Below are 23,410 nucleotides of genomic sequence, written 5' to 3'. Positions count from 1 at the left end.
GGGCAGGGCCTGCACCTGGCTGCGCTGGCGCACCACGTCCAGCAGGCGGAGGCTGGACATCATCGGCTCCAGCTCCACGCCGAAGTCGACGAGGCAGGCAATCTCGTCCACGTCCAGGGAGCGCACGCGCTCCACCACGCGCACGCAGTCCTCCACCGAGCCGAAGAGGCCACCTTCCTTGATGTAGTGCTCCACCCCCTGGGCAAGCATCACCTCCACGTCCTCCGGCGTGAGGCCGCGCACATCCACCTGAAGGCCCTGGCTCGCCACCAGGTTGGCGAACACGTCCACCGAGCTTCGGAAGTACCGCAGCAGCGGCTCGCGCACGGCCTCGCGCACCTCGTCCAGGTCCTGGCCGAGGAAGGTGTGAAGCATCAACGTGACGTGCCCCTGGCCTGGGCCGTGTCCCGCCTTGCGGTACGTCTCGCGGTAGAGCGCCACCTTCGTCGCCAGCTCGTCCAGGTTGGAGCCCAGTCCGAGCACGTTGGTGAGGATGCCCGCCCCCACCTCACCGGCCTTCCGGAACGTCTCCGGGTTGCCGGTGGACGTCAGCCAGACCGGCAGCTCTTTCTGCTTCGGCTTGGGCCGTAGCGCCAACTCCACTGCATTGCCCGCGCCGTTGCGCCGCAGCACCGTGCCGCCGCGCCACAGCCGCCGCACTTCCTCCAGGCGCTCGATGAGCACCTCGCGCCGCCGGTCGAAGGTCCCCGGTGAGAGCGAGAAGTCATTCGCGTGCCACCCCGTGGCGAAGGACAGCCCCACGCGCCCACGGGACAGGTTGTCCACCACGGACCACTGCTCGGCGACTTCAATGGGGTCATGGAGCGGTAACACCACGCTGCCCGCGCGAATCTGCACGTGCCGCGTGAGCATCGCCAGCGCGCCGCCGACCACCGAAGGCTGCGGATACAAGCCACCGAAGGAGTGGAAACGCCGCTCCGGCGTCCAGACAGCGGAGAAGCCGTGTGCGTCCGCGAACTTCGCGCCTTCGAGGAGCAGCTCGTACTTCTCCTCGCCCAGCGAGTCCTCATCGTTGGCGAAATACGAAAGACTGAAGTCGAGAGGCCGCCGCGTGTCCGGCTTGCGGCCCAGGACGGCGAAGCGCGCGGCGAGCCGCTCGGGTGGAAGGACGACGCGCATTCCGCGCGCCAGTGCCCACAGCACGTCCAATCCCGACGGGTCGGCCGAAGGACCACCCGCCGCCAACCACACGTCCCCCTCGCCCGCGCCCGTCCGGGCATCCAGTGCGGCCAGCACGTGCGCGACGTTGCGGTGGCTCAGCATGACCCGGCCGTGTCCGCCCAGCACCTCGGGCGCTGGAACGATGAAGGCCAACCGCTCCGCGGGCACGCGCTCCGCCGCCTCCGCGATCGAATCGACCGAGCCCACCGCGAGGGCGCGGATTCCCTTCGGCAACGCCGGCACGTCCTCCGTCCGGGGCACCAGCAACAACCGGGGCCCCTGAGCAGGCAACAGGGACATCAGCTCCGCGACCTCTCCGGCCGTCACGGGAAGGCATGCGCCGCCCGCCTCCAGCACGCCCCAAAGCGCGATGACCGACTCCACTGACTGCGTGATGCGCACCGCCACCGGCACGTCACTGCCCACGCCCTCCTGCTTCAACCGGGCCGCGAGACCTCGGGCCCTTGCCGACAACTCCCGCCACGACAGGCGACGGTCGCCCATGCTGATGGCCACCGCGTCCGGCGTCCGTGCCACCCACGAAGCAAACCGTGCCAGCACAGCCGCATCCGCGAGGTCCCGATGCCCAATGCTCGATGACGGACCGGAAGGCGGCTCGCTGGAAGCCACGGCCTGACCAGACTTGGTATCCCCTTCCAACGAAGCAGGCACCCGCGCGACAGCGCTTCGTTCCTCCGGGGCCGACAGCGGCATCCGTGACACGCGAAGCGCTGGGTTCGCGAGGGCCGCCCCCAGCAACGTCTGGAGGTGGGCCGACAGGCGCGCGATGCGCGGCTCGTCGTAAAGGTCGGTGGCGTACTCGATGAAGCCGTGAAAGCCTCCGCTCTCGCTCTCGTTCAGCAGCAGCGTCAGCTCACCGAGCGTGGCACCGAACTGCGCGGGCGTTCCCGGCACCTCCACCAACTGCATGTCCAGGCCCGCCACGGAGGGCGGCGCCGTGGTGACGTGCGCGTGTAGCACCAGCGCCGCGTCACACAGCCGCGAGCGTGCCGGGTCCCTTCCGGAGGCCACCAACGGCAGCAAGTGCTCGAAGGGGACGTCCTGGTGACTGGACGCGCCGACCGTCGTCTCACGGGCACGCGCCACCAGCTCGCGGAAAGACGGGTCACCCGACAGGTCGGTGCGCAGGGCCATCGCATGGGCCACGAAGCCGATGAGAGGCTCCAGCTCGCCCCGGGCACGGTTGCCTACCGGCGTCCCCACCACGATGTCCTCGCGTCCCGAGTACCGGGCGAGCACCGACGCCAGGGCCGCCAGCAGCGTCATGAAGGGCGTCACACCCTCACGCTGGCTGAAGCCCATCAACGCCGCGCTGAGCTCACGCGAGAAGGCCACCGGGAAGCGGGCGCCACGCAGCCGCAGGTCGGCCCCTCGCGGCCGGTCCGAGGCCAGCTCCAACGACGGAGGCAGGTCCGCCAGCACCTCGCGCCAGTACGCCTCTTGGGCCGCAAGTGTTCCACCCGCCAGCGAGCGGCGCTCCCAGGCCGCCGCGTCCACGTACTGCACCGCCAGCTCCGGCAACGGAGCGGGCTGCCCCGCGAGGAACGCCTGATAGTTCGCCGCGGCCTCACGGAAGAATGCCACCATGGACAGCGTGTCCGAGGCGATGTGGTGCACCGTGAGCAGCATCAGGTGCTCGGCCTCGGCCAGTCGCAGCAGGCTGGCGCGGACGATGGGCCCCTGCTCCAGGGAGAACGGCCGCACCGCCTCATCCAGTGCCAGCCGCAGCGCCTCCGCCTCCCGGTCACCCCCGTGGGAACGCAGGTCCACCACTGGCACCTGGATGCGGACTTCGGCGGAGAACCGCTGGCGCACACGCCCGTCCTCCACGCGGTACGTCGCGCGGAGCATCTCGTGCCGGCGGATGACTTCGTTGACGCTCCGCTCCAGGACCGGAACATCCAGCGCGCCTGAGATGCGCACGGCCAGGGGCATGTTGAGGGACGGGTTGCCCGGGTCGAGCTGCTCCATCCGCCAGACGCGTTCCTGCACCACGGACAGCGGCAGCTCACCCGCGCGGTCGATGCGGAACATCACCTCGGATGCCGCCCTGCCAGCCAGGGGGCCCGCCGCCTGGAGCATCGCCTCGATGCGCGCGGAGATGCCCGCCACGGTGGGGGCCTCGAACAGCGCGCTCAGCGGAAGCTGTACGGAGAACGTCTCACGCAGACGGGTAAGCATCTGCGCCGCCATCAGTGAGTTGCCGCCCAGCTCCAGGAAATCATCATCCGGGCCGACATCCACCGCCCCCAGACGCTCGCGCCAGATATCCATGACGCGCTGCTGGATCTCCCCCACGGTGACGGGAGCCGATGCGCCAGGGGGGGCGATGGGGAGCACGGAGCCGGTGCCAGCCAGCGCGGCCCCTGCCACGGCCACGGAGGCCATGGGCAACACGAGCGGCGCGCCCGACGACTCCAGTCGGCAGGACTTCTCCTCGAACGGATACGTGGGCAACGACACGCGGCGGCGCGGCTCCGCGCCATGGAACTTCTCCCAGGCGACGTCCACACCGGCCGCCCAGAGGTCTCCCAGGGACTGCAACAGCCCACGGGCATCGCTTTCGGTGGGACGGCGGCGCAGCGAAGGCGCCACGACCAGCTGTCGCTCCTTGCGCGCCCGCCCCCGCGCCAGCGACGTCAGGTCCGTCCCTGGTCCCACCTCCAGCAGGACACTGCACCCATCCCCGAAAAGCGTCTCCAGGCCCGCGGCGAAGCGCACCGGCTGTCGCATTTGCCGGGCCCAGTACGTGGGGTCGGTGGCCTCTTCCGGGCGAATCCACGTACCCGTGAGGCTGGACACGTACGGCAACTCCGGCGCCTTGAGGCGCAGCGAGGACACCGCCCGCGCCAGGTCCACCATCAGCGGCTCCACGGCGCTGGAATGGAAGGCATGGGCCGACGGCAACCGCACCATGCCCACGCCGCGACTCGACAGCATGGCCTGCAACGCGTCAATGGCCTCCACCGGTCCGGAGACGACGCATCGGCCCTCGCCGTTGACGGCCGCCAGCGAGAGTCCCTCGCTGAGGAACGGAACGACTTCCGCCTCCTCCAACCCCACCGCGAGCATCGCGCCAGCGGGCATCCGCGCCATGAGCGCGCCACGCACCACCGCGAGCCGCAGGCCGTCCTCCGGCGACAACACACCCGCCACACAGGCCGCGGCGTACTCACCAAAGCTGTGACCCAGCACCGCATGCGGCCGGACGCCCCAAGACATCCAGAGTCGGGCCAGTGCGTGCTCGACGATGAAGAGCGCGGGCAGCGCGACACGAGGGTCCGCCAGCTTCTGGGCCGCGACGGCCTCCTGTCCGTGCGCGGGCAACAAGAGCGCGCGCACCTCGGCGGCAAGCGAAGGCTCCAGCCGTGCCAGCGCCGCGTCCACGTCCTTCCGGAAACCCGGCTCCACCGCGTGCAGCTCGCGGCCCATGCCCACCGCCTGCGCACCCTGCCCCGGAAACAAGAAGGCCACGCGGCGATTCCGCCCCGCCTCCACCGCCGCGGGCTTGCGCAGCCGCTCCGCCAGTTCAGCCCCATCCGCCGCCACCACCGCACGGCGATGCTCGAAGGAACGGCGGCCCACGTTCCGGGTGAAGGCCACAGCTTCCAGCGCCAGTCCCGGCGCGGATTCCACGTGCGTCGCCAGCTCGCGAGCCATGACCTCCAGGGCGGACGGCGTCCGGGCGGACAACGTCACCACGTGCAGCGGACGGTGGCCGCGCGCCTTCTCGTCCGCTGGAGGCGCCTCTTCCAGGACGACGTGCGCGTTGGTCCCGCCGATGCCAAAGGAGCTCACACCCGCACGGCGCGGCCCATTCTCCCGCGGCCACGCCTTGAGCGCGGTGTTGACGAAGAACGGGCTGCGCTCGAAGTCAATCTCCGGGTTGGCGCGCTCAAAGTGCAGGCTCGGCGGCAGCTCACCGTGCTGAAGCGACAGCACCACCTTGATGAACCCCGCCACGCCAGCCGCCGCGTCCAGGTGCCCCAGGTTCGTCTTGAGCGAGCCGATGGCGCAGAAGCCCGAACGCTCCGTCGTCTTCCGGAACGCCCGCGTCAGCGCGGCGATTTCGATGGGGTCGCCCAGCGACGTGCCCGTGCCGTGGGCCTCCACGTAGCTGATGTCGTCACCGCCCAGGCCCGCATAGGCCAGCGCGTCCGCGACGACCTCCGTCTGGCCCTCGATGCTCGGCGCGGTGTAGCCGACCTTCTGTTGACCGTCGTTGTTGACGGCCGAGCCCTTGATGACCGCGTGGATGTGGTCACCGTCCCGCAGCGCATCCGAGAGCAGCTTGAGCACCACCACGCCCGCGCCGTTGCCCGCCACGGTGCCACCCGCGCGGTGGTCGAAGGCGCGGCAGTGCCCGTCCGGCGAGAAGATGAGCCCATCCTGGTGCAGGTAGCCCGTGCGCTGCGGGCTGGCGATGCGCACCGCGCCCGCGAGCGCGATGTCCGACTGCCGCGTCAGCAGGCTCTGGCAGGCCATGTGGATGGCGACCAATCCAGTAGAGCACGCGGTGTAGACGGCGACGCTCTCGCCCCGAAGCTGGAGCTTGAAGGACGCCTTCATCGCCAGGCTCTCCGGGCCCGCGGTGGCCAACTCCAGGCCCGCGCCCGCGTCCTTCCGCGCCTCGCTCAGCAGGTTCAGCAGGTGGCCGGACGAACCGGCGCCCGCGTAGAGCGAGATGCGCCCCTTGTAACGAGAGGGGTCATACGCCGCGTCCTCGATCGCCGCCCAGGCGGACTGGAGGAACACACGCTGCTGCGGGTCCATCCACTGCGCCTCGCGCAGCGGGATGTCGAAGAAGCCGTGGTCGAAGCCATCCGCGCCTTCGAGGATGCCCCCCGCGCGAATGAAGCGCGGGTGCCGCCACAGGTCCTCGGGAATGAGCGGTGAGCGCTCCAGTTCGTCCTCGGAGAAGAACGAGATGGACTCCACGCCGCCACGGACGTTGTTCCAGAAGTCACCCAGGTTACGAGCGCCCGGGAAACGCCCCGCCATGCCGATGACCGCGATGTCGCTGCTGGAGTCCTCGCCCTGCATGTCATCAAGCTCAGCCATTGCCGTGATTCCCTCGCCGGCCCTGCCGACGGATCGCCTGACGCCGCTGCTGGGCGCGATCCACGTGGGCCTCGTTGTCCTGGGTGTCTGCCGCCGGCTCGCCGTCCCGCTCCAGGGACATGACGAACGCGCGGACCGTGGGATGTTCAAAGAAGCGCGTCGCCGGAACGTCGCGCTTCAGCTCGTCGCGCAGCAATGCGCACGCCTTGACCACGGACATGGAGCTGCCGCCCAGGTCCGCGAAGAAGTGGTCCTCCACACCGACCCGCTCCACGCCGAGCACCTTCGCCCAGAGCGCCGCCACCTGACGCTCCAGCGCGGTGGTGGGCTCCACGAAGGCACTCCCTGCCGGACGTGAGACCTCCGGCTCCGGCAGCGCGAGCCGGTCCAGCTTGCCCACCGGCGTGAGCGGCAGCGCCGTCAGCGGGACCAGCGCGGAAGGCACCATGAACTCGGGCAGCGACTCCGCCAGGAAGCCGCGAAGGCCGTGGGGGTCCAACGTCTCCCCTGCCCGAGGCACCGCGTAGGCCACCAGTCGCTTGCCTCCCGCGGGGTCGGGCCGCGCCACCACCACCGCCTCGGCCACCGACGGGTGCAGGCGCAACGCATCCTCCACCTCGCCCGGCTCCACCCGGTAGCCACGCACCTTCACCTGGCCGTCCAGCCGTTCGAGGAACTCCAGCGTGCCGTCCTCGCGGTAACGCACGCTGTCGCCCGTGCGATACAGCCGCCCGCCCACCTCCGAGCCGAAGGGGTCCGGAACGAAGCGCTCCGCAGTCAGCTCCGGCCGTCCCTGGTACCCCCAGGCGAGGCCGTCACCGCCAATGAGCAGCTCACCCGGCACGCCCACCGGCACGGGGCGCAACTCCGCGTCCACCACGTACACCCGTGTGTTCGCGATGGGACGGCCAATGGGAATGGCCCCTGGCGCGACGGCGCCCTCCATCACATAGCAGCAGGTGAAGGTGGTGCCCTCGGTGGGCCCGTACCCGTTGACCAGGATGCCGCCGCGCCCGAGCCGCTCCCGCACCGCGGCCGGTGGGAGCACGTCACCGCCCGCCAGGAGCTGCCGCACGCCATCCAGGGCGTCCGGCCTCGCGGCGGAGAGCGCGTCGAAGAGCGCGGCCGTGAGCCACAGCGTGGTGACACCGTGACGCGCAAGCACGTCCTTGAGCGTGTCCACCGTGGGAGGCTGCGCGGGGAAGAGGACCAGCTTCGCGCCGTGCAGCAGCGCGCCCCACAGCTCGAAGGTGGCGGCATCGAAGCAAATGGGCGCCAGTTGGAGGAAGACCTCGTCCGCGCCCCACCGCGCGAAGCGGGAGCCCAGCACCAGCCGGGCCACCGCGCGCTGCGGCACGCAGACGCCCTTGGGCCTTCCCGTGGAGCCTGACGTGTACATGACGTACGCCAGCGACTCCGCCGGGACCGTCACGCGAGGAGAAACCGTGGGCTCACGCGCGATTTCATCCCGGGCCGAATCCAGGAGCACCACGTCCGCACTGCCCGAAGGAAGCAGGGCCAGCACGGCCTGCTGCGCCACCACCACGGGGAGGCGCGTGTCCTCCACCATGAACGCCAGGCGCTCGCGAGGGTACGTGGGGTCCAACGGCACGTAGGCGCCACCAGCCTTGAGGATGCCGAGCATCCCCACCACCAGGTCGATCGAACGTTGAACGCACAGCCCCACGGGAGTCCCCGGAACCACCCCCTGCCTGCGCAGGTACCACGCAAGCTGGTTCGCCCCCCGGTCCAGCTCCGCATAGGTGACCCGAGCCTCCTCGCACACCACCGCGACCGCGTCCGGCAAGCGCGCCACCTGAGCCTCGAAGAGCTCCGCGAGGCACGCTTCTCGGGGGTACTCCACCGCGGTGTCGTTCCACGCCACGAGCAGACGCTGACGCTCCGCCGTGTCCATCATCGGCAGCTCGCCCAAGCGTTGGCCGGCGTCCGCCACCGCGCCTTCCATCAACACCCGGAGCCCCTTCATCAGCCGGGTGGCCGTCGCCTGCGTGAAGAGGTCCGCGTCGTACTCCAGGGTGCCGGTGACCCCCTCTGGTGCGTCGGTCAGGGACAACGTGAGGTCGAACTTCGCCATCCCCGAGGCCAGCTCCACAGGGCGCAGGGCCAGCCCTTCCGGCGCGGCGTCCTGGTGCGTGGCTTCGTGGAGCGCAAGCACCACCTGCACCAGGGGCGCATGGCTCAGGCTCCGTGGCGGTTGCAGCGCCTCCACCAGCTTCTCGAACGGCACGTCCTGGTGGGCGTATGCGTCCAGCGTCGTCTCCCGGACCTGACGCAGGAACTCACGGAAGGAGCTCGAGCGCGGCAGACGCGCGCGGAGCACCAGCGTGTTGACGAAGAAGCCAATCAGGTTCTCCAGCCCAGGCTGATGCCGGCCCGCGATGGGCGAGCCCACGCACACGTCGTCCTGGCCCGACACCCGCGACAGCAAAAGCTGGAAGGCCGCCAGCAGGCCCATGAAGGGCGTGACGCCTTCTCGGATGCACAGCGCGCGGAACGCCTCCGACAGCTCGGCGGGGAAACGCACCGCCAGCGTGTCGCCTCTGAAGCGCTGCAAGCTCGGCCGAGGGAAGTCCTTGGGAAGCTCCAGGACAGGCGGAGCCCCGGCGAGCTGCCTTCTCCAGTATCCAACCTGCGCGGAGAGCGCCTCCCCCTGCAGCCACTGGCGCTGCCACACCGCATGGTCCGCTGGCTGAAATGCAGGCGCTGGCAGCGAGGAAGGCCGGCCCCGCAGCTCCGCGCCGTAAAGCGCCGACAGCTCCCGCACGGCCACGCCCAGCGACCACCCGTCCGAGACAATGTGGTGCAGCGTGAGGACCAACAGGTGCGCATCACCGGCCGTGCGAATCAGCAATGCCCGACACAGAGGGCCATTCACCAGGTCGAACGGGCGGCGAGCCTCTTCCAACGCGGCGAGCACGGCCTGTGCTTCACGCTCCGCCTCCGGAAGCCCCTCGAGGTCGACCACGGGGAGCGCCACGTCGCCGTTCGGATGGATGACCTGGACGGGCTCTCCCGCGTTGCTGGAGAAGGTGGTCCTCAGGGCTTCGTGACGCAGGAACAGCCCCGCCAGTGCCCGCTCCAGGGCAGGCACATCCAACGGCCCGGAGAGCCATGCGGCCCAGGGGACGTTGTAGAGGGCCGTGCCCGGCTGGAGCTGTTCCAGCAGCCACAGTCGCTCCTGCATCGTCGACAGTGGCAGGGGGTTGTCCCTGGACACGGGGACGATGGGCGGCGGGCGCACCGTTCCGGATGACTGCCGGGCCTCGCGAATGCGCTCGGCCAGCCTGGCCACGGTCGGGTCGTCGAAGAGGGCCCGCAGCGGCAAGGCAACGCCAAAGGTGGCGTGAATCCGTGTGACGACCCGCGTGGCCAGCAGGGAGTGACCGCCCAAATCGAAGAAGCTGTCGGAGGCTCCGACACGGGAGACGCCGAGCAGCTCGCCAAAGAGCCGCGCGAGCAATTCCTCCTCGGGGCCTCTGGGTACGATGACCTCCGATTCGCCAGTGGGCGCGGGCAGCGCGCGCCGGTCCACCTTGCCGTTGGGCGTCAGCGGCAGGCGCTCCAGCACCATGAAGACGGCAGGCACCATGTACGCCGGCAAGTGCGTGGCGAGGAAGGTCCGCAGGAGCGAAGGCGCGGGAGGCGCGGCGGCTTCCGCGGTCGGTACGACGTAGGCCACCAGGTGCCGCGATCCCCCTGCTTCATCCTCTCGCGCCAGCACCACGGCTTGCCGGACGTCGGGGTGACGCAGCAGCGCGGCCTCGACCTCGCCCGGCTCCACGCGGAAGCCACGCACCTTCACCTGCGCGTCCACGCGGCCTTCGAACGTCACCACGCCATCCGCCAACAAACGGACCCGGTCACCTGTCCGGTAGAGCCGCGTCCCGGGACGCTCGCTGAACGGGTTCGGAACGAAGCGCTCCGCCGTCAGCGCAGGTTGTCCCAGATAGCCCCACGCGAGTCCGTCGCCACCAAGCCACAGCTCCCCCACGCCTCCCGGCGGCACCGGCGCCATGTCCTCGTCGAGCACGTACTGAACCGTGTTCGCCAGCGGCTTCCCGATGGGAATCGATACGGCGCCCTCGGGCACATCCGTGACGAGGTGCCACGTGGAGAACGTGGTGTTCTCCGTGGGGCCATAGACGTGCAGCAGCCGCTCGGGAGCACCTTCACGAAGGACCCGGCGGACCGGCCGCGGGTCCACGGCCTCACCTCCGAAGTGCAGCTGTCGCAACCCGCTGAAGGCGTCCGGCACTTCCGTGGCCACCTGGTTGAACCAGGCCGTGGTGAGGAAGAGGACGCGAATGCCCTCCTCCCGCAGCCAGGACGCGAAGGCACGCGGAGAGAGCGCTGTCTCCCGCTCCACGCCAACCACTCGGGCACCGTTGAGGAGCGCACCCCAGATTTCGAACGTGGCCGCGTCGAACGAGGCGTTGGATGCCTGCGCCACGCGATCCTCAGGCAGCACGCGGATGAAGTCCGTCTCCACCACCAGCCGGACCACGGCCTGATGGGAAACACAGACGCCCTTGGGAGTCCCCGTGGAGCCGGAGGTGTAGATGACGTAGGCGGCATCCGCTGCGCCGACTCCGGCTCCCAGCGTCGCCAGTACAGCGGCGTCCCCTTGCACCGAGACCGCCTCCACCGTGAGGACACTCACGCCCTCCGAAGGCACCGCACCCCGCAGCCGTTCCTGCGTCAGCAGTACTGGTGCCCCCGCATCCGCGAGCATCCATGCGAGCCGCTCGCGCGGGTACGCCGGGTCCAGGGGCACGTAAGCCGCCCCCGCCTTGAGGATGCCCAGCATCCCGACGACCAGCTCGGCGGAGCGCTCCACGCAGAGGCCCACGAGAGTCCCTCGTCGGACTCCCAAGGCCCCCAGCCGGTGCGCCACCTGGTTCGCCCGCGCGTTCAGCGCGGCGTACGTCAGCGACGTGCCGCCATACCGCACCGCCACGGCCTCTGGCGTCCGCGCAGCCTGGGACTCGAACAGCGAATGCACCGTGGCTTCGCGGGGGTACGCGGTCGCGGTGGCGTTCCACTCCACCAGCACGCGGCGCCGCTCGGCCTCCGACAGCAGGGACACGTCGCCCAGTCGCTGCTCAGGACGACGCCACATCGCCTGAAGCAGACCGCCCCAGTGCGTCAGCAACTGCTCGGCGGCGGCCTTTGAGATTCGCTCCTGCCGGTACAGCAGCTTCAGCCGCATGGAGCGTCCCGGAACCACCACGGCGGTCAGCGGATAGTGCGTGCGCTCGAAGGCCGCGAAGTCCCGCAGCTTCAACCCGGCCGCACCGCGCGCGAGCGCCGCATCCACCGGGTAGTTCTCGAACACGAGGAGACTCTCGAAGAGCGGCGTGCCTCGGGGAATGTCGCTCCACCCCTGAAGCCGGGTGAGCGGGACGTGCTCCCGTTGCCCCAGCTCCACCAGCAGGGACTGAAGCTCGCGCAGCCAGGGCAGCAACCCGGCGCCATGTTGAATACGGGCGCGAACAGGGAGCGAGTGGATGAACAACCCGACGGCTTCCTCGATGCCCGGCAGCTCAGGCGGACGGCCCGCGAGTGTCGTCCCGAACACGACGTCCTGCCCGCCTCCATAGCGGGACAACAGCAACGCCCACGCTCCGTGGACCAGGGTGCTCGGCGTCAGCCCGTGGCGGCGTGAAAATTCCTGGAGTGCGGCGGTATCGGCCTCGCCCAGCTCCAGTGCGTGCTCACCCGTGTCACTCGCAGCGGTGGAGCCTCCTTCCGCGGGCAATGGCGTCGGCGCGTCGATGCCCTCGAATTGCTCCCGCCAGAAGGCTTCATCCTGCTCGGGTCGGCGGCGGCCCAGCCATTCAACGTAAGTGCGGAAATCCATCACGGCGGGCGGGCGCCAATCTGCCCCCGCTGAAATCACCGCGTAAGCATCGAGCACCTCGCCAAGGACTCGCGCCAGGCTCCACCCATCGAGCAGCAGGTGATGGAAGCTCCAGACGAACCGCCAAGCCTGGTCCTCCAGTCGAATCAGCGCCAGCCGCATCAGCGGCGCCTTCGACAGGACAAAGCCCTGCGCCCGGTCCTCACGCAGGAACGCGGCCAGGGACTGGGATTGTTCCTCCGAGGAGCGCCCGCGCCAATCGAACTCACGCCACACGGGAGTCGCCCGTGAATGGACCACCTGGACAGGTTCCTCCAGCCCCTCCCAGAGGAACGAGGTGCGCAGGGAGGAATGCCGTTCGGACACCGCCTCCCAAGCTCGCCGTAGCGCCCCGGCATTCAACGGACCGGCGAGCGTCCAGCTTCGCTGCTCGAAGTACGCGCCGGTGCCGGGCTCCAGCAGCACCTGGAACAACAACCCATGCTGGAGGGGTGAGAGCGGATGACGCTCCTCCGTTGCGCCCGCGAGTTCCACCAGCGTTTCGACACAGTGACGCGCCAGGGCTTCGATGCGCGCACGCGAATGCAGCGCCTCGCTGTAATGCCAGGCCAACTCCAGGCGTCCGCCCACGACGCGAGCCACCACCTCCAACACATGGCTCCGGAGCCCACGCGTCCCCTGGGAGGCGCCCGTGGGCTCCGGCGCCAGCGTGAACAGCGCCGATTCCCGCGCACCTGAGTCGATTTGCCCCAGGTAGTTGAAGAGGACCTCAGACGAAGCACCGGCCTCATGACGGAGGTAGCGCAGCAGGCCATATCCAAGGCCCCTGCCCTTCCGGTGCTCACGTGCCGCGCGAACCGCCGCGAGCACGGAGGCGGACGCCATCTCCTCCGGCAACTCCAGACGCACGGGGAACAACGCGGTGAACCACCCCACCGTGCGTGAGAGGTCCACGTCGTCGAACAGCTCGTCGCGCCCGTGGGCCTCCAGGTCGATGCGCAGTCGGCGCCCGCCACTCCATCGGGCCAGCGCGCTCGCAACCCCAGTGAGGAGCACGTCTTCAAGGCCCGGCTGAGGTCCAACCGACGCTGCACGGAGCAGCGAGTGTGTCACGTCGGCATTCAGCGCCACCGTGATGACGCGCTCTGAATCCTGCGAGTTCACCCCACCCGGCACATCCCGAGGAAGCGCAGCCACTTCCGCGCTCAGCACATCCCGCCAGTAGGTTCCCTCCTCCGCGAGCAATCCCGAGGCCGCATGCGCCTCCAACCGTTGTGCCCAGGCCTGGAACGACGTCGTCTTCGCGGGAAGCGTCACCGGCTCGCCGCGAGCAAGCTGCCGAAGCGAGGTCTCCAAGTCCTCCAACAACACGCGCCAGGAGACGCCATCCACCGCGAGGTGGTGGATGACCAGCAGCAGCCGTCCCGTCCGGTCCGGTCCCCGGTCGAACAACACCGCCCGCAGGAGGCCCCCCGCGTTCAGGTCCACCTCCGCCTGTTCCTCCGTGGCGGTGCGCTCCATCGCCACGGACTGCGCGGATGCCTCCACCCCGGACAGGTCCACGAGCCGCAGTGGCACGTCGAGCCCTGGCTCCGCACACGACTGCGCCCACCCCGTCTCACTCCGTGACAGCCGCAGCCGGAGCGCATCGTGATGGTCCACGAGGGCTCGCAGTGCCCGAGCCAGCACGTCCGACTCCAGGCGCTCACGGGGCTCCAGCATCAACGCCTGGTTGAAGTGATGCGCTTCAGGAAGCTCGCGCTCGACGAACCACCGCTGGATGGGCGTCAACGGCACGGGCCCTACAACCGGGCCCTGGTCTCCCAGGCGACGACGGCTTGTCGCCACCTGGGACAGCCCTGCCACCGTCGGATGCTGGAAGAGTTGGCGCGCCGTGAGGTGGATGCCCACCTGCCGCGCCCGCGCAATCACCTGAAGCGCGAGGATGGAGTCACCGCCCAGTTCGAAGAAGCGGTCCTCGGCGCCAACCCGCTCGACGCCCAAGACGCTCGCCCAGATGTGCGCGAGCTGAAGCTCCAGCGCGCTACGGGGTTCGACGTAAGCCGCGCCGCTCCCCTGCGTTGCCCGCACCGGTGCGGGGAGGCCACGACGGTCGAGCTTCCCACTGGGCGACAGCGGGAGCGCGTCCAGCGTGATGAAGCCGGACGGCACCATGTGCTCGGGCAGTCGCTCACCGAGGAAGGCCCGAAGCTCCGATGCCACGTCCCCCGAGGACGCGACCACGTACGCCACGAGGCGCCGGTCTCCCGGGACGTCCTCTCGAATCGCTACCGCCGCCGTCCGCACGCCGGGGTGCAGGGACAGCACGGCTTCAATCTCACCCAGTTCGATGCGGAAGCCCCGCACCTTCACCTGGTCATCCAGGCGGCCCAGGTACTCGATGGCGCCATTCGCCAGGAAGCGGGCCTGATCGCCCGTCCGGTACATCCGCGCCCCCGGCTGCGCCGCGAAGGCGTCCGGCAAGAATCGCTCAGCGGTCAGGTCCGGCCGCTGCCAGTAGCCGCGCGCCAGCGGTGCACCACCGATGTACAGCTCACCCGGAACGCCCGCCGGCACGGGACGCAGCCGCGCATCCAGCACGTACATCCGCGCGTTGGCGATGGGACGCCCGATGGGCACGACATGTCCACGGTCCTCACGTGAGCAGGCCCACGCCGTCACGTCCACCGCGGCCTCCGTCGGGCCGTAGAGGTTGTGAAGCTCGGCGGGCAGGCACGAGAAGAAGCGGTCCCGCAGCTCGGGAGGCAGGGCCTCGCCACTGCAGAACACCCTTCTCAGGCTGGCGCAGGACACCGCCAGCTCCGTCTCCTCCAGGAAGGGCCGGAGCATGGACGGCACGAAGTGCAACGTGGTGATGCGCTCGCGAGCGATGGTGTCCGTCAGGTACGCGGGCTCCCGGTGCCCACCAGGCCGCGCCATCACCAACCGCGCGCCCGCCAGCAGCGGCCAGAAGAACTCCCACACGGAGACGTCGAAGCTGAACGGCGTCTTCTGGAGGACGCGGTCGCTCGCATCAAGCCCGTAGGCCTCCTGCATCCACAGGAGCCGGTTGCAGATGGCGGCATGCGTGTTCATCGCCCCCTTGGGCCGGCCCGTGGAGCCCGAGGTGTAGAGGACGTATGCCAGCCCGCTCCCTTCCACGGTCAAGTCGAGACGCTCCTCGCGCTCGTGCGCCACCGCGTCCCACTCCGAGTCCAGGCACACCACGGTGGCGCCGCCCCGAGGCAGGCGTTCCGACCACCGAGCCTGCGTCAGCAGCACCGGCGCCGCGGCGTCCGCGAGCATGTACTCCAGTCGCTCGCGGGGATACTCCGGGTCGAGCGGCACGTAGGCGCCCCCCGCCTTGAGCACGCCGAGGAGCCCCACCACCATCTCCAGCGAACGCTCCACACACAGCGCAACCCGCGTGTCCGACCCCACGCCTCGGGCCCGCAGGTAGCGCGCGAGCTGATTCGCGCGCCGGTCCAGCTCCCCATACGTGAGGGTGTCGCGCTCGAAGCTCAGCGCCACCGCATCCGGTGTGCGGTCCACCTGCGCTTCGATGAGCCGATGCAGGACGCTCACTCCCGGCCAAGGACGGTCCGTGTCATTCCACGCCACCAGGACCCGGTGCCGCTCCGCCGAGGTCATCAGGGGAAGCGCGTGCACCCGCTGTTCCGGCTCACGGACGCCCGCCTCCAGCAGGACGCGCAGGTGCTCCAGCAGGCGCGATGCGGTGTCCGGCTCGAACAGGTCGGTGCTCAGCTCCAGGTTCGCGGAGAAGCCTGCCGTCGTGTCCGTGATGATGAGCCGCAGGTCGAACTTCGCGGTGAGACTCGGCTGCGGCTGGACGTTCAGCCGGAGCCCCGGAATCACCAACTCCGGCAGCGGGTCCTCCTGCATCACGAGCATGGCCTGGAAGAGCGGGCTGCGGCCCAGGTCGCGCTCGGGCTGGAGCGCCTTCACCAGTTCCTCGAAGGGTGCGTCCTGATGCGCGAAGGCCCCCAGCACGGTCTCCCGCGCGCGGGCAATCAACTCCCGGAAGGAGGGCGCGCCCGCCAGCGACACGCGCAGGACCAGCGTGTTGACGAAGCAGCCGATGAGCCCTTCCAGCTCGGTCCGGTCACGGCCCTCCACCGGCGTTCCCACGCACAGGTCGTCCTGCCCTCCATGACGGGACAGCAGCACGGAGAAGCCCGCCAGCAGCACCATGAAGGGCGTGGCGCCCTCGCGCTGGGCCAACGTTTTCAGCGCACGCGACAACTCCGAACCCAGGAGCACGCTTCGGCTCACGCCACGGCTGCTGCGCACGGCCGGTCGAGGCTGGTCCGTGGGCAGGTCCAGCGCCCGAGGTGCCCCTTCCAACCGGGTCCGCCAATACGCGAGTTGCGCCTCCAGCGCCTCGCCGCGAAGCCAGTCGCGCTGCCACGCCGCGTAGTCCACGTACTGGAGCGGCAGCGCCAACAACGGCGAAACCTGCCCCTGGGAGAAGGCCCGATAGAGCGCCGCTACCTCGAGCACGAGCACGCCCATGGACGCGCCATCCGTCACCAGGTGGTGCAGCACCAACAAGAGCACGTGCTCACGCGCGCTCACCTGGAGCAGCGTGGCTCGAAGCGGCGGTCCCGCGCCGAGGTCGAACGCCCGCAGCGACTCCTGCGCCAATCGCAACGACAGGGCCTCCGCCTGAGCAGCCCCCGAAAGCGCGGTCAGGTCCACCCGGTCCAGAGCAAGTCGGGCCTCGGGATGGATGCGCCAGGAAGGCGTTCCGTCTTCATCGTGGAAGGTGGCACGGAGGACTTCGTGCCGCCGGACCACCTCTCTCAGAGAGCGCTCCAGCAACGCTACATCGAGCGCCCCCTCCACACGGACAGCCACCGCATCGTTGTACGCGGCGCCGCCGGGTTCGAGCTGCTCCAGGAACCAGAGCCGTTGCTGCGCGAAGGACAGTGGCAGCGCCCCTTCATGAGACCGAGCCACCAACGGAGGCACACCGGACGCCCCCAGGAGGCGAGCATCGATGCGCGCCCCCAAGGCCGCGGGTGAGGACGACTCGAACAGCTCACGCAGGGGCAGGTCCACCCCGAACGCCTCACGAATCCGGGAGGCAGCGCGTGTGGCCAGCAGCGAGTGCCCGCCCAGCGCGAAGAAGTCGTCCTCGGCGCCAACCCGCTCCACGCCCAGCAGCGAGGCCCACAGCTCGGCCAAACGGCGCTCAGTGTCCGTCCGAGGCGCCACGTACTCCCGAGCGACGTCGCGGACGCCCTCCGGCGCGGGCAACGCCTTCCGGTCCACCTTCCCGTTGGGCGTCAACGGGAGCGCGTCGAGTGGCACGAACGCCGAAGGCACCATGTGCTCCGGCAGGGAGCGCCGGGAGAAGGCCAGCAGCGCCTCCACCGAAAGCGCCGTACCCGGCCGGGCGACGACGTACGCGACGAGGCGAGCGCATCCAGCAGACTCCTCCCGCGCCACGACCACGGCCTGCGCCACGTCGGAGTGCCGCGCAAGCACGGACTCGATTTCGCCAGGCTCCACCCGGAAGCCACGGAGCTTGAGCTGGTGGTCCACCCGGCCCAGGAACTCCACCGTTCCATCCGCGCGCCACCGTGCCCGGTCGCCCGTTCGATACATCCGGGCACCGGCGTCGGCGGACACCGGATCCGGAAGGAAACGCTCGGCGGTCAACTCTGGCCGCGCGTGGTAGCCCCGAGCGACACCCGTGCCACCGATGTAGAGTTCACCGGGCACTCCCACGGGCAAGGGCCGAAGCTCCGCATCCAGCACGTACAGCGACGTGTTGGCGATGGGCGTACCAATGGGCACCGGCCCCGGCGAACCATCCACGGCGTGCGACGAGGACCAGATGGTGGTCTCCGTGGGGCCGTACATGTTGAGCAGCGCGCCGCCCACGGTGTCCCGCAGCCGTGCCGCCAGCTCCGCGGACAGCGCCTCACCGCCGACGAGCAGGCGCTCCAGCCCCGCGAGCGCCCCGGCCGCACCGGGCTCCAAGAGCAGCGCCTGGGCCAGGGAGGGCGTGCATTGCAGATGCGTGACTCCGTGCCGGCGAAGCTGCGCGGGCACGGTGATTTCCTCCTGCGACTGAAGCCGGAAGTCCCGCTCGCAGCGCTGCCGCACGGCATCCAGCGCCGGAAGGCTGGCGAGCACGGCATCCGTGTCCACGCCGAAGTCGATGAGGCACGCGACCTCATCCACGCCCAGCGCCTCGATGCGCGCCACCTGCTCCCGGCAGGTGCGCGGCGTCCCGAAGAGTCCCGCCCCTTCGAAGAAGCGCCCGAAGGCCCGTCCCACGAGCGCGTCCAGGTCCTCCGGACGAACCGATGCGGGATCCAGGTCCACGCCCAGCGTCCGGCCCAACCCGCGCATCAGGTCTGCGGAGTTGCTCAGGTAGCGCCGCAGCGGCGCTTCGACCGTCTCTCGCACGCGCTCCACGTCGTGCCCCACGAACGTGTGGAGCATCAGCGTCACATGGCCCTCGCCCTCGTGGCCCGCCTCGCGCCAGGCCTCGCGGTAGAGCGCGATGCGCGATTCCAGCTCCTCCCACTGCTGTCCCAAGAGGTGCGTCAGCACGCCCGCGCCCAGCCGGCCCGCTTCGCGGAAGGTGTCCGGATTGCCAGCGGCGGTCAGCCACACGGGGAGCTCGCGCTGCACGGGGCTCGGACGGATGCGGACATCGATGGGCGTCCCCGCGCCATTGGGGAACGACAGCGACTCACCGCGCCAGAGCCGCCGCAACGTGTCCAGGTCCCGCCGCGCCAGCTCCCGGCGCTCCGAATACCGCTCTGGCGCGAGGACGAAGTCATCCGCGTGCCAGCCCGGCGCCACGGAGATGCCGACGCGGCCCTTCGACAGGTTGTCGACGAGCGACCACTCCTCGGCCACGCGCACGGGGTGGTGCAGAGGCAGCACGACGCTGCCAGCGCGGATGGCCACGCGCTCGGTGATGGCGGCGATGGCCGCGCTCGTCACGGACGGATTGGGATAGAGCCCACCAAACGCATGAAGGTGGCGCTCCGGCGTCCACACCGCCTGGAAGCCATGACGGTCCGCGAACCGCGCGCCCTCGATCAACAGCCGGTAACGCTCCGCGCCTGGAGCCCCCTCGTCCGCCGCGAAGTAGAAGAGGCTGAACCCCAGAGGCTTCTGGCGCGACCGGGTCACCCGGCGCGGTGCGGCCCCCAAGGCCCCCTGCTCGCCCTGCACGGCGACCTTGAAGCCGCGCGCCAGCGTCCAGAGCAACTCCAACACGGAGATGTCGAAGGAGACGCTCGTCACCGCGAGCCACGTCCCCGGTTCGGCCCCCACGCGCGCGTCCACGCCCGTGAAGAAGCTGACGACGTTGCGGTGAGGAATCAGCACGCCCTTGGGCATGCCGGTGGAGCCCGAGGTGTAGAGGACATAGGCCAGGTTGTCGGGCGCCACGGCTCCCGGCGGCGCGGCGTCCGCCTCGCCAGCCACATCCAGCGGAACCACGGTCCTATCGCCGAACGGAAGCGCGCCCGCCAGATGCCGGTGCGCGAGCACCACCGAGGCGCCAGAGTCCTCCAGCATCAGCGCGAGCCGAGCCTCGGGGTACGACGGGTCCAGCGGCAGGTACACACCGCCCGCCTTGAAGATGCCCAGCAGGCCCACGACCAGGTCCGCGGAGCGGTCGGCGCAGAGCCCCACGATGCCTTCAGGTCCAACGCCCTGCTCGCGCAGCCGCCATGCCACGGCGTTGGCTCGTTGGTTCAGCTCACGGTACGTGAGGGCCACGTCGCCACACACCACGGCAACGGCGTCCGGCGTGCGCTGCGCCTGCGATTCGATGAGCGCATGGATGCACGTCCCAGGGAACTCCGCCCGCGTGTCATTCCAGTCGAACAGAACCTGCCGCTGCTCCGCCTGTGGCAGTACCGGGAGTACGGAGAGGCGCTGGTCAGGGTCCGCGGCAATGGACTCCAGAAGCACGCCCAGCCGCGCCACCAGACGCGCGGCGGTGTCCGCATCAAACAGGTCCGTGGCGTACTCGAGCCACCCGCCCAGTCCCTCATGCCTGCGGGCAAGCGACAGCGTCAAATCGTAGGGCGTGGCCCCCGGGTCCACCTCCACGCGGCGAGACTCCAGGCCGGGCAGCGCCAGTCCCGCGCCGGGCTCCGGCTGGAGCACGAACAGCACCTGGAACAAGGGGGCGCGCGAGGGGTCCCTCGTGGGTTGGACGGCGTCGACCAGCCGCTCGAAAGGAACGCCCCGGTGGGCAAAGGCCGCCAGCACGCCTTCCCGCGTCTGTCCCAACAGTTCGCGGAAACGTGATGAGCCGGACACGGACGCGCGCAGGACGACCAGGTCGAGGAAGCATCCCATCAACCCTTCGAGTCCCGTCCGTTCACGCCCGTTGACGGCCGTCCCGACGCAGAAGTCCTCCTGTCCCGAATGACGTGCGAGCAGCACCTCGAAAGCCGCCAGCAACGTCATGAACAACGTGGCGCCTTCGCTCCGGCCCAACGCCTCCAGCCGAGCTGTCAGCGCCTCCGGAAACCGCACCGCCACGCGTCCACCGCGATAGGACGGCATGGGCGGTCGAGACCGGTCCGCGGGCAGCTCCAGCGCAGCGGGCACATCCGCCAGCCGCGCCTTCCACCAGTCGAGCGACGTGGCCAGGGCGCCGTCCGCCTCGACCTCGCGGCGCCAGCGCGCGAAATCGGGATACTGGAAGGCCAACGGCGGCAGCGAAGCATCACCCGCGTACAGCGCGCTCAACTCCCGGGCCAGGATGGCGAACGAGGCACCATCCGAGGCGATGTGGTGCATCACCACGACCAGCAGGTGCTCGTGCGCATCCAATTTAAACAGCGTGGCCCGGAGCAGCGGACCGCGCGCGAGGTCGAACGGCGCCCGCGCTTCCTCGTGGGCCAGACGAAGCGCGGCCTCCTCGCGGACATCCACCGGGACGTCGCGGAGGTCCACCCGGCGAAGTGATGACACCGGCACCGACGAAGTCACCTGCGACGGCGTGCCATCTTCGTCGCGGAACGTCGCCCGGAGCGCCGCGTGGCGCTGAACGATTGCAGCGAAGGCACGTTCCAGCGCCACATCATCCAATGCACCGGTGAGCCGTACCGCCGCCGGCAGGTGATACGCGGCGATTCCCTGCGCAAGCTGCTCGAACAGCCACAGTCGCTGCTGCGCGGAGGAGAGCGGCGCGGGCGTCCCCTCCTCGCTCCGCGTCAGCTCGGCGCCAGCGGACTTCCCACGCGCTGCGAAAAGGGTCCGCGCGAGTTCCCCCACCGTCGGCCCCTGAAGCAGGACCTCCATGCGAAGGACCACGCCCAGGGTCTCGACGTCGTTCGCCAGCTCCACGGCGCCCAGTGAGTCCAGACCGAAGGACGTGATGGGCGCATCCGTCGCCAACTCCTCTGGACGGACGCGAAGCCGCGCGGCGATCCGCGCCAGCAACCACGCCTCCAGTGCCTCCACGGTGAGCGGCTCGGACGCGGTGATGTCTGGCGCGGGAGCCTCAGCCTGGGGCGCATCTGCTTCCGACTCGCTCCAGGTCAGCAGCGCCCGAGCCGTCCCCGCGAGCCATTCGGCCCGGCAGGCACGCCGCTGAATCTTCCCGCTGGACGTCTTCGGCAGCGCGCCCGGCTCGATGAGGACGAGCGTGTGGAGCTGGACCTCGTGCGTCTCTGCCAGCCCCCGGCGGACGGCGCCCACCACGTCCTCGGCGGTCCACGGCTTGCGCGAGTCCACCTCGTACATCACCGCGAGCCGCTCCTCGCCGCCCACGTCGATGGAGAACGCCGCGCCACACCCGGGCCGCAGCGCAGAATGGCTGCGCTCCAGCGTCAGCTCCAGGTCCTGCGGATGCAGGTTGCGCCCGCGGAGGATGATGAGGTCCTTGCGCCGGCCCACGACGAACAGCTCGCCGTCCTTCAGCAGGCCCAGGTCTCCCGTCCGCAGGAACCGGGGGCCGCTGTCCGAATCCGCCAATCGCGCTCCGAACGCCGCTTCGCTCTCCTCGGGCCGCTCCCAATAGCCGTGGGCCACGCTGGGACCGGAGACCCAGATTTCCCCCACCCGCTCGGGCGGGCACGCGCGCCGCGTCTCCGGGTCCACCACGAGCAGCGTCTGCTCAGGCAGCGTCTGGCCGCACCCCACCAGCGGGCGCGCCCCGGGGCCGTCCTCGGCCGCCAGCGCCTCGTTCCGCTCCAACGCCTGGGCGTCCCATGTCCGCGTAAGGACACCTTCGCCCTTGCGCCCACCCGAGGCGATCAGCGTGCCTTCCGCGAGCCCGTAGCAGGGATAGAGCGCCTCGCGCTGGAAGCCCACGGGCGCGAAGGCTTCCGAGAAGCGGGTCATGACCTCCGGGCGGATGGGCTCGGCCCCACAGAAGGCCAACTCCCAGCGACGCAGGTCCAACCCTTCACGCTCCGCGGGAGGCACCTTCCTCACGCACAGGTCGAAGGCGAAGCACGGGCCACCGCTGATGGTGCCACCGAAGCGGGACAGTGACTCCAACCAGAACCGTGGGCGGCGAAGGAACGCGAGCGGCGACATCAGCGCCACCGGGAAGCCCGCGTAGAGCGGCTGGAGGATGCCGCCAATCAGGCCCATGTCGTGGTACGGCGGCAGCCAGATGACGCCCACGCTGTCCGAGCGGACCTGGAACGCGTGGGAGATCAGCCCCAGGTTGTGCAGCAGGTTCCCATGGCTGAGCTGCACGCCCTTCGGATCCCCCGTGGAGCCGGACGTGTATTGAAGGAAGGCCAGCGTGTCCCGCGAAGGCTCCGGACGGCGCCACCCCGCCTCGGTCCCCTCGGGCAACGCGTCGGTGGCCACCCAGCGGAGCGCGGCGAGTTCGGGGGCGCCTTCGAAGAGCCCCTCCCCCATCTCCTGAATGAAGGAGGTGGTGAGCACGACGCTCGCGCGCGCATCCCGGATGATGGCGCGCAGCCGAGGCAACGTCCTCTCCAGCCGCATCGGGTCCGGCGGATAGGCTGGGACGGCGACCAACCCGGCATACATGCAGCCGAAGAAACCCGCGACGTACTCCAGGCCCGGTGGATAGAGGAGCACCGCCCGCTCGCCCGCTCGCGCCAGGGCCTGGAGCGCCGCGCCAATGCGCCGGGCTCGCAAATCCAACCCGGCATAGCTCAGAACCGCGTCATCCCCGCCATCCTCCAGGAAGGTGTACAGCGGCCGTTCACCCAGGGACTGGGTCTGCGTATCGAGGAGCTCCAGCAGTGTCGCGGCCGGGTGGGAGCGCAT

2 protein-coding genes (1 of these 2 only partly in view) are annotated in these 23,410 nt (G+C 70.1%); both read right to left on the bottom strand.

The window, feature by feature from the left end; translation table 11 throughout:
- Window positions 1-6,264, bottom strand: the 5' portion of a protein-coding gene (locus tag OZ403_RS18835; RefSeq protein WP_268784761.1) for a non-ribosomal peptide synthetase/type I polyketide synthase. 6,882 nt of this gene lie to the left of the window's left edge; the window shows 6,264 of its 13,146 coding nt (coding positions 1-6,264); it begins with the start codon at window positions 6,262-6,264; its stop codon lies off the left edge, out of view.
- Window positions 6,257-23,410, bottom strand: a complete 17,154-nt coding sequence (locus tag OZ403_RS18830) for a non-ribosomal peptide synthase/polyketide synthase (protein WP_268784760.1) — start codon at window positions 23,408-23,410, stop codon at window positions 6,257-6,259. Before OZ403_RS18830 ends, OZ403_RS18835 begins: the two co-directional genes overlap by 8 nt.

The organism is Myxococcus sp. NMCA1 (assembly GCF_026810205.1).
GTDB lineage: Bacteria > Myxococcota > Myxococcia > Myxococcales > Myxococcaceae > Myxococcus > Myxococcus xanthus_A.
This window is presented reverse-complemented; position numbering and strand designations above follow the sequence as displayed.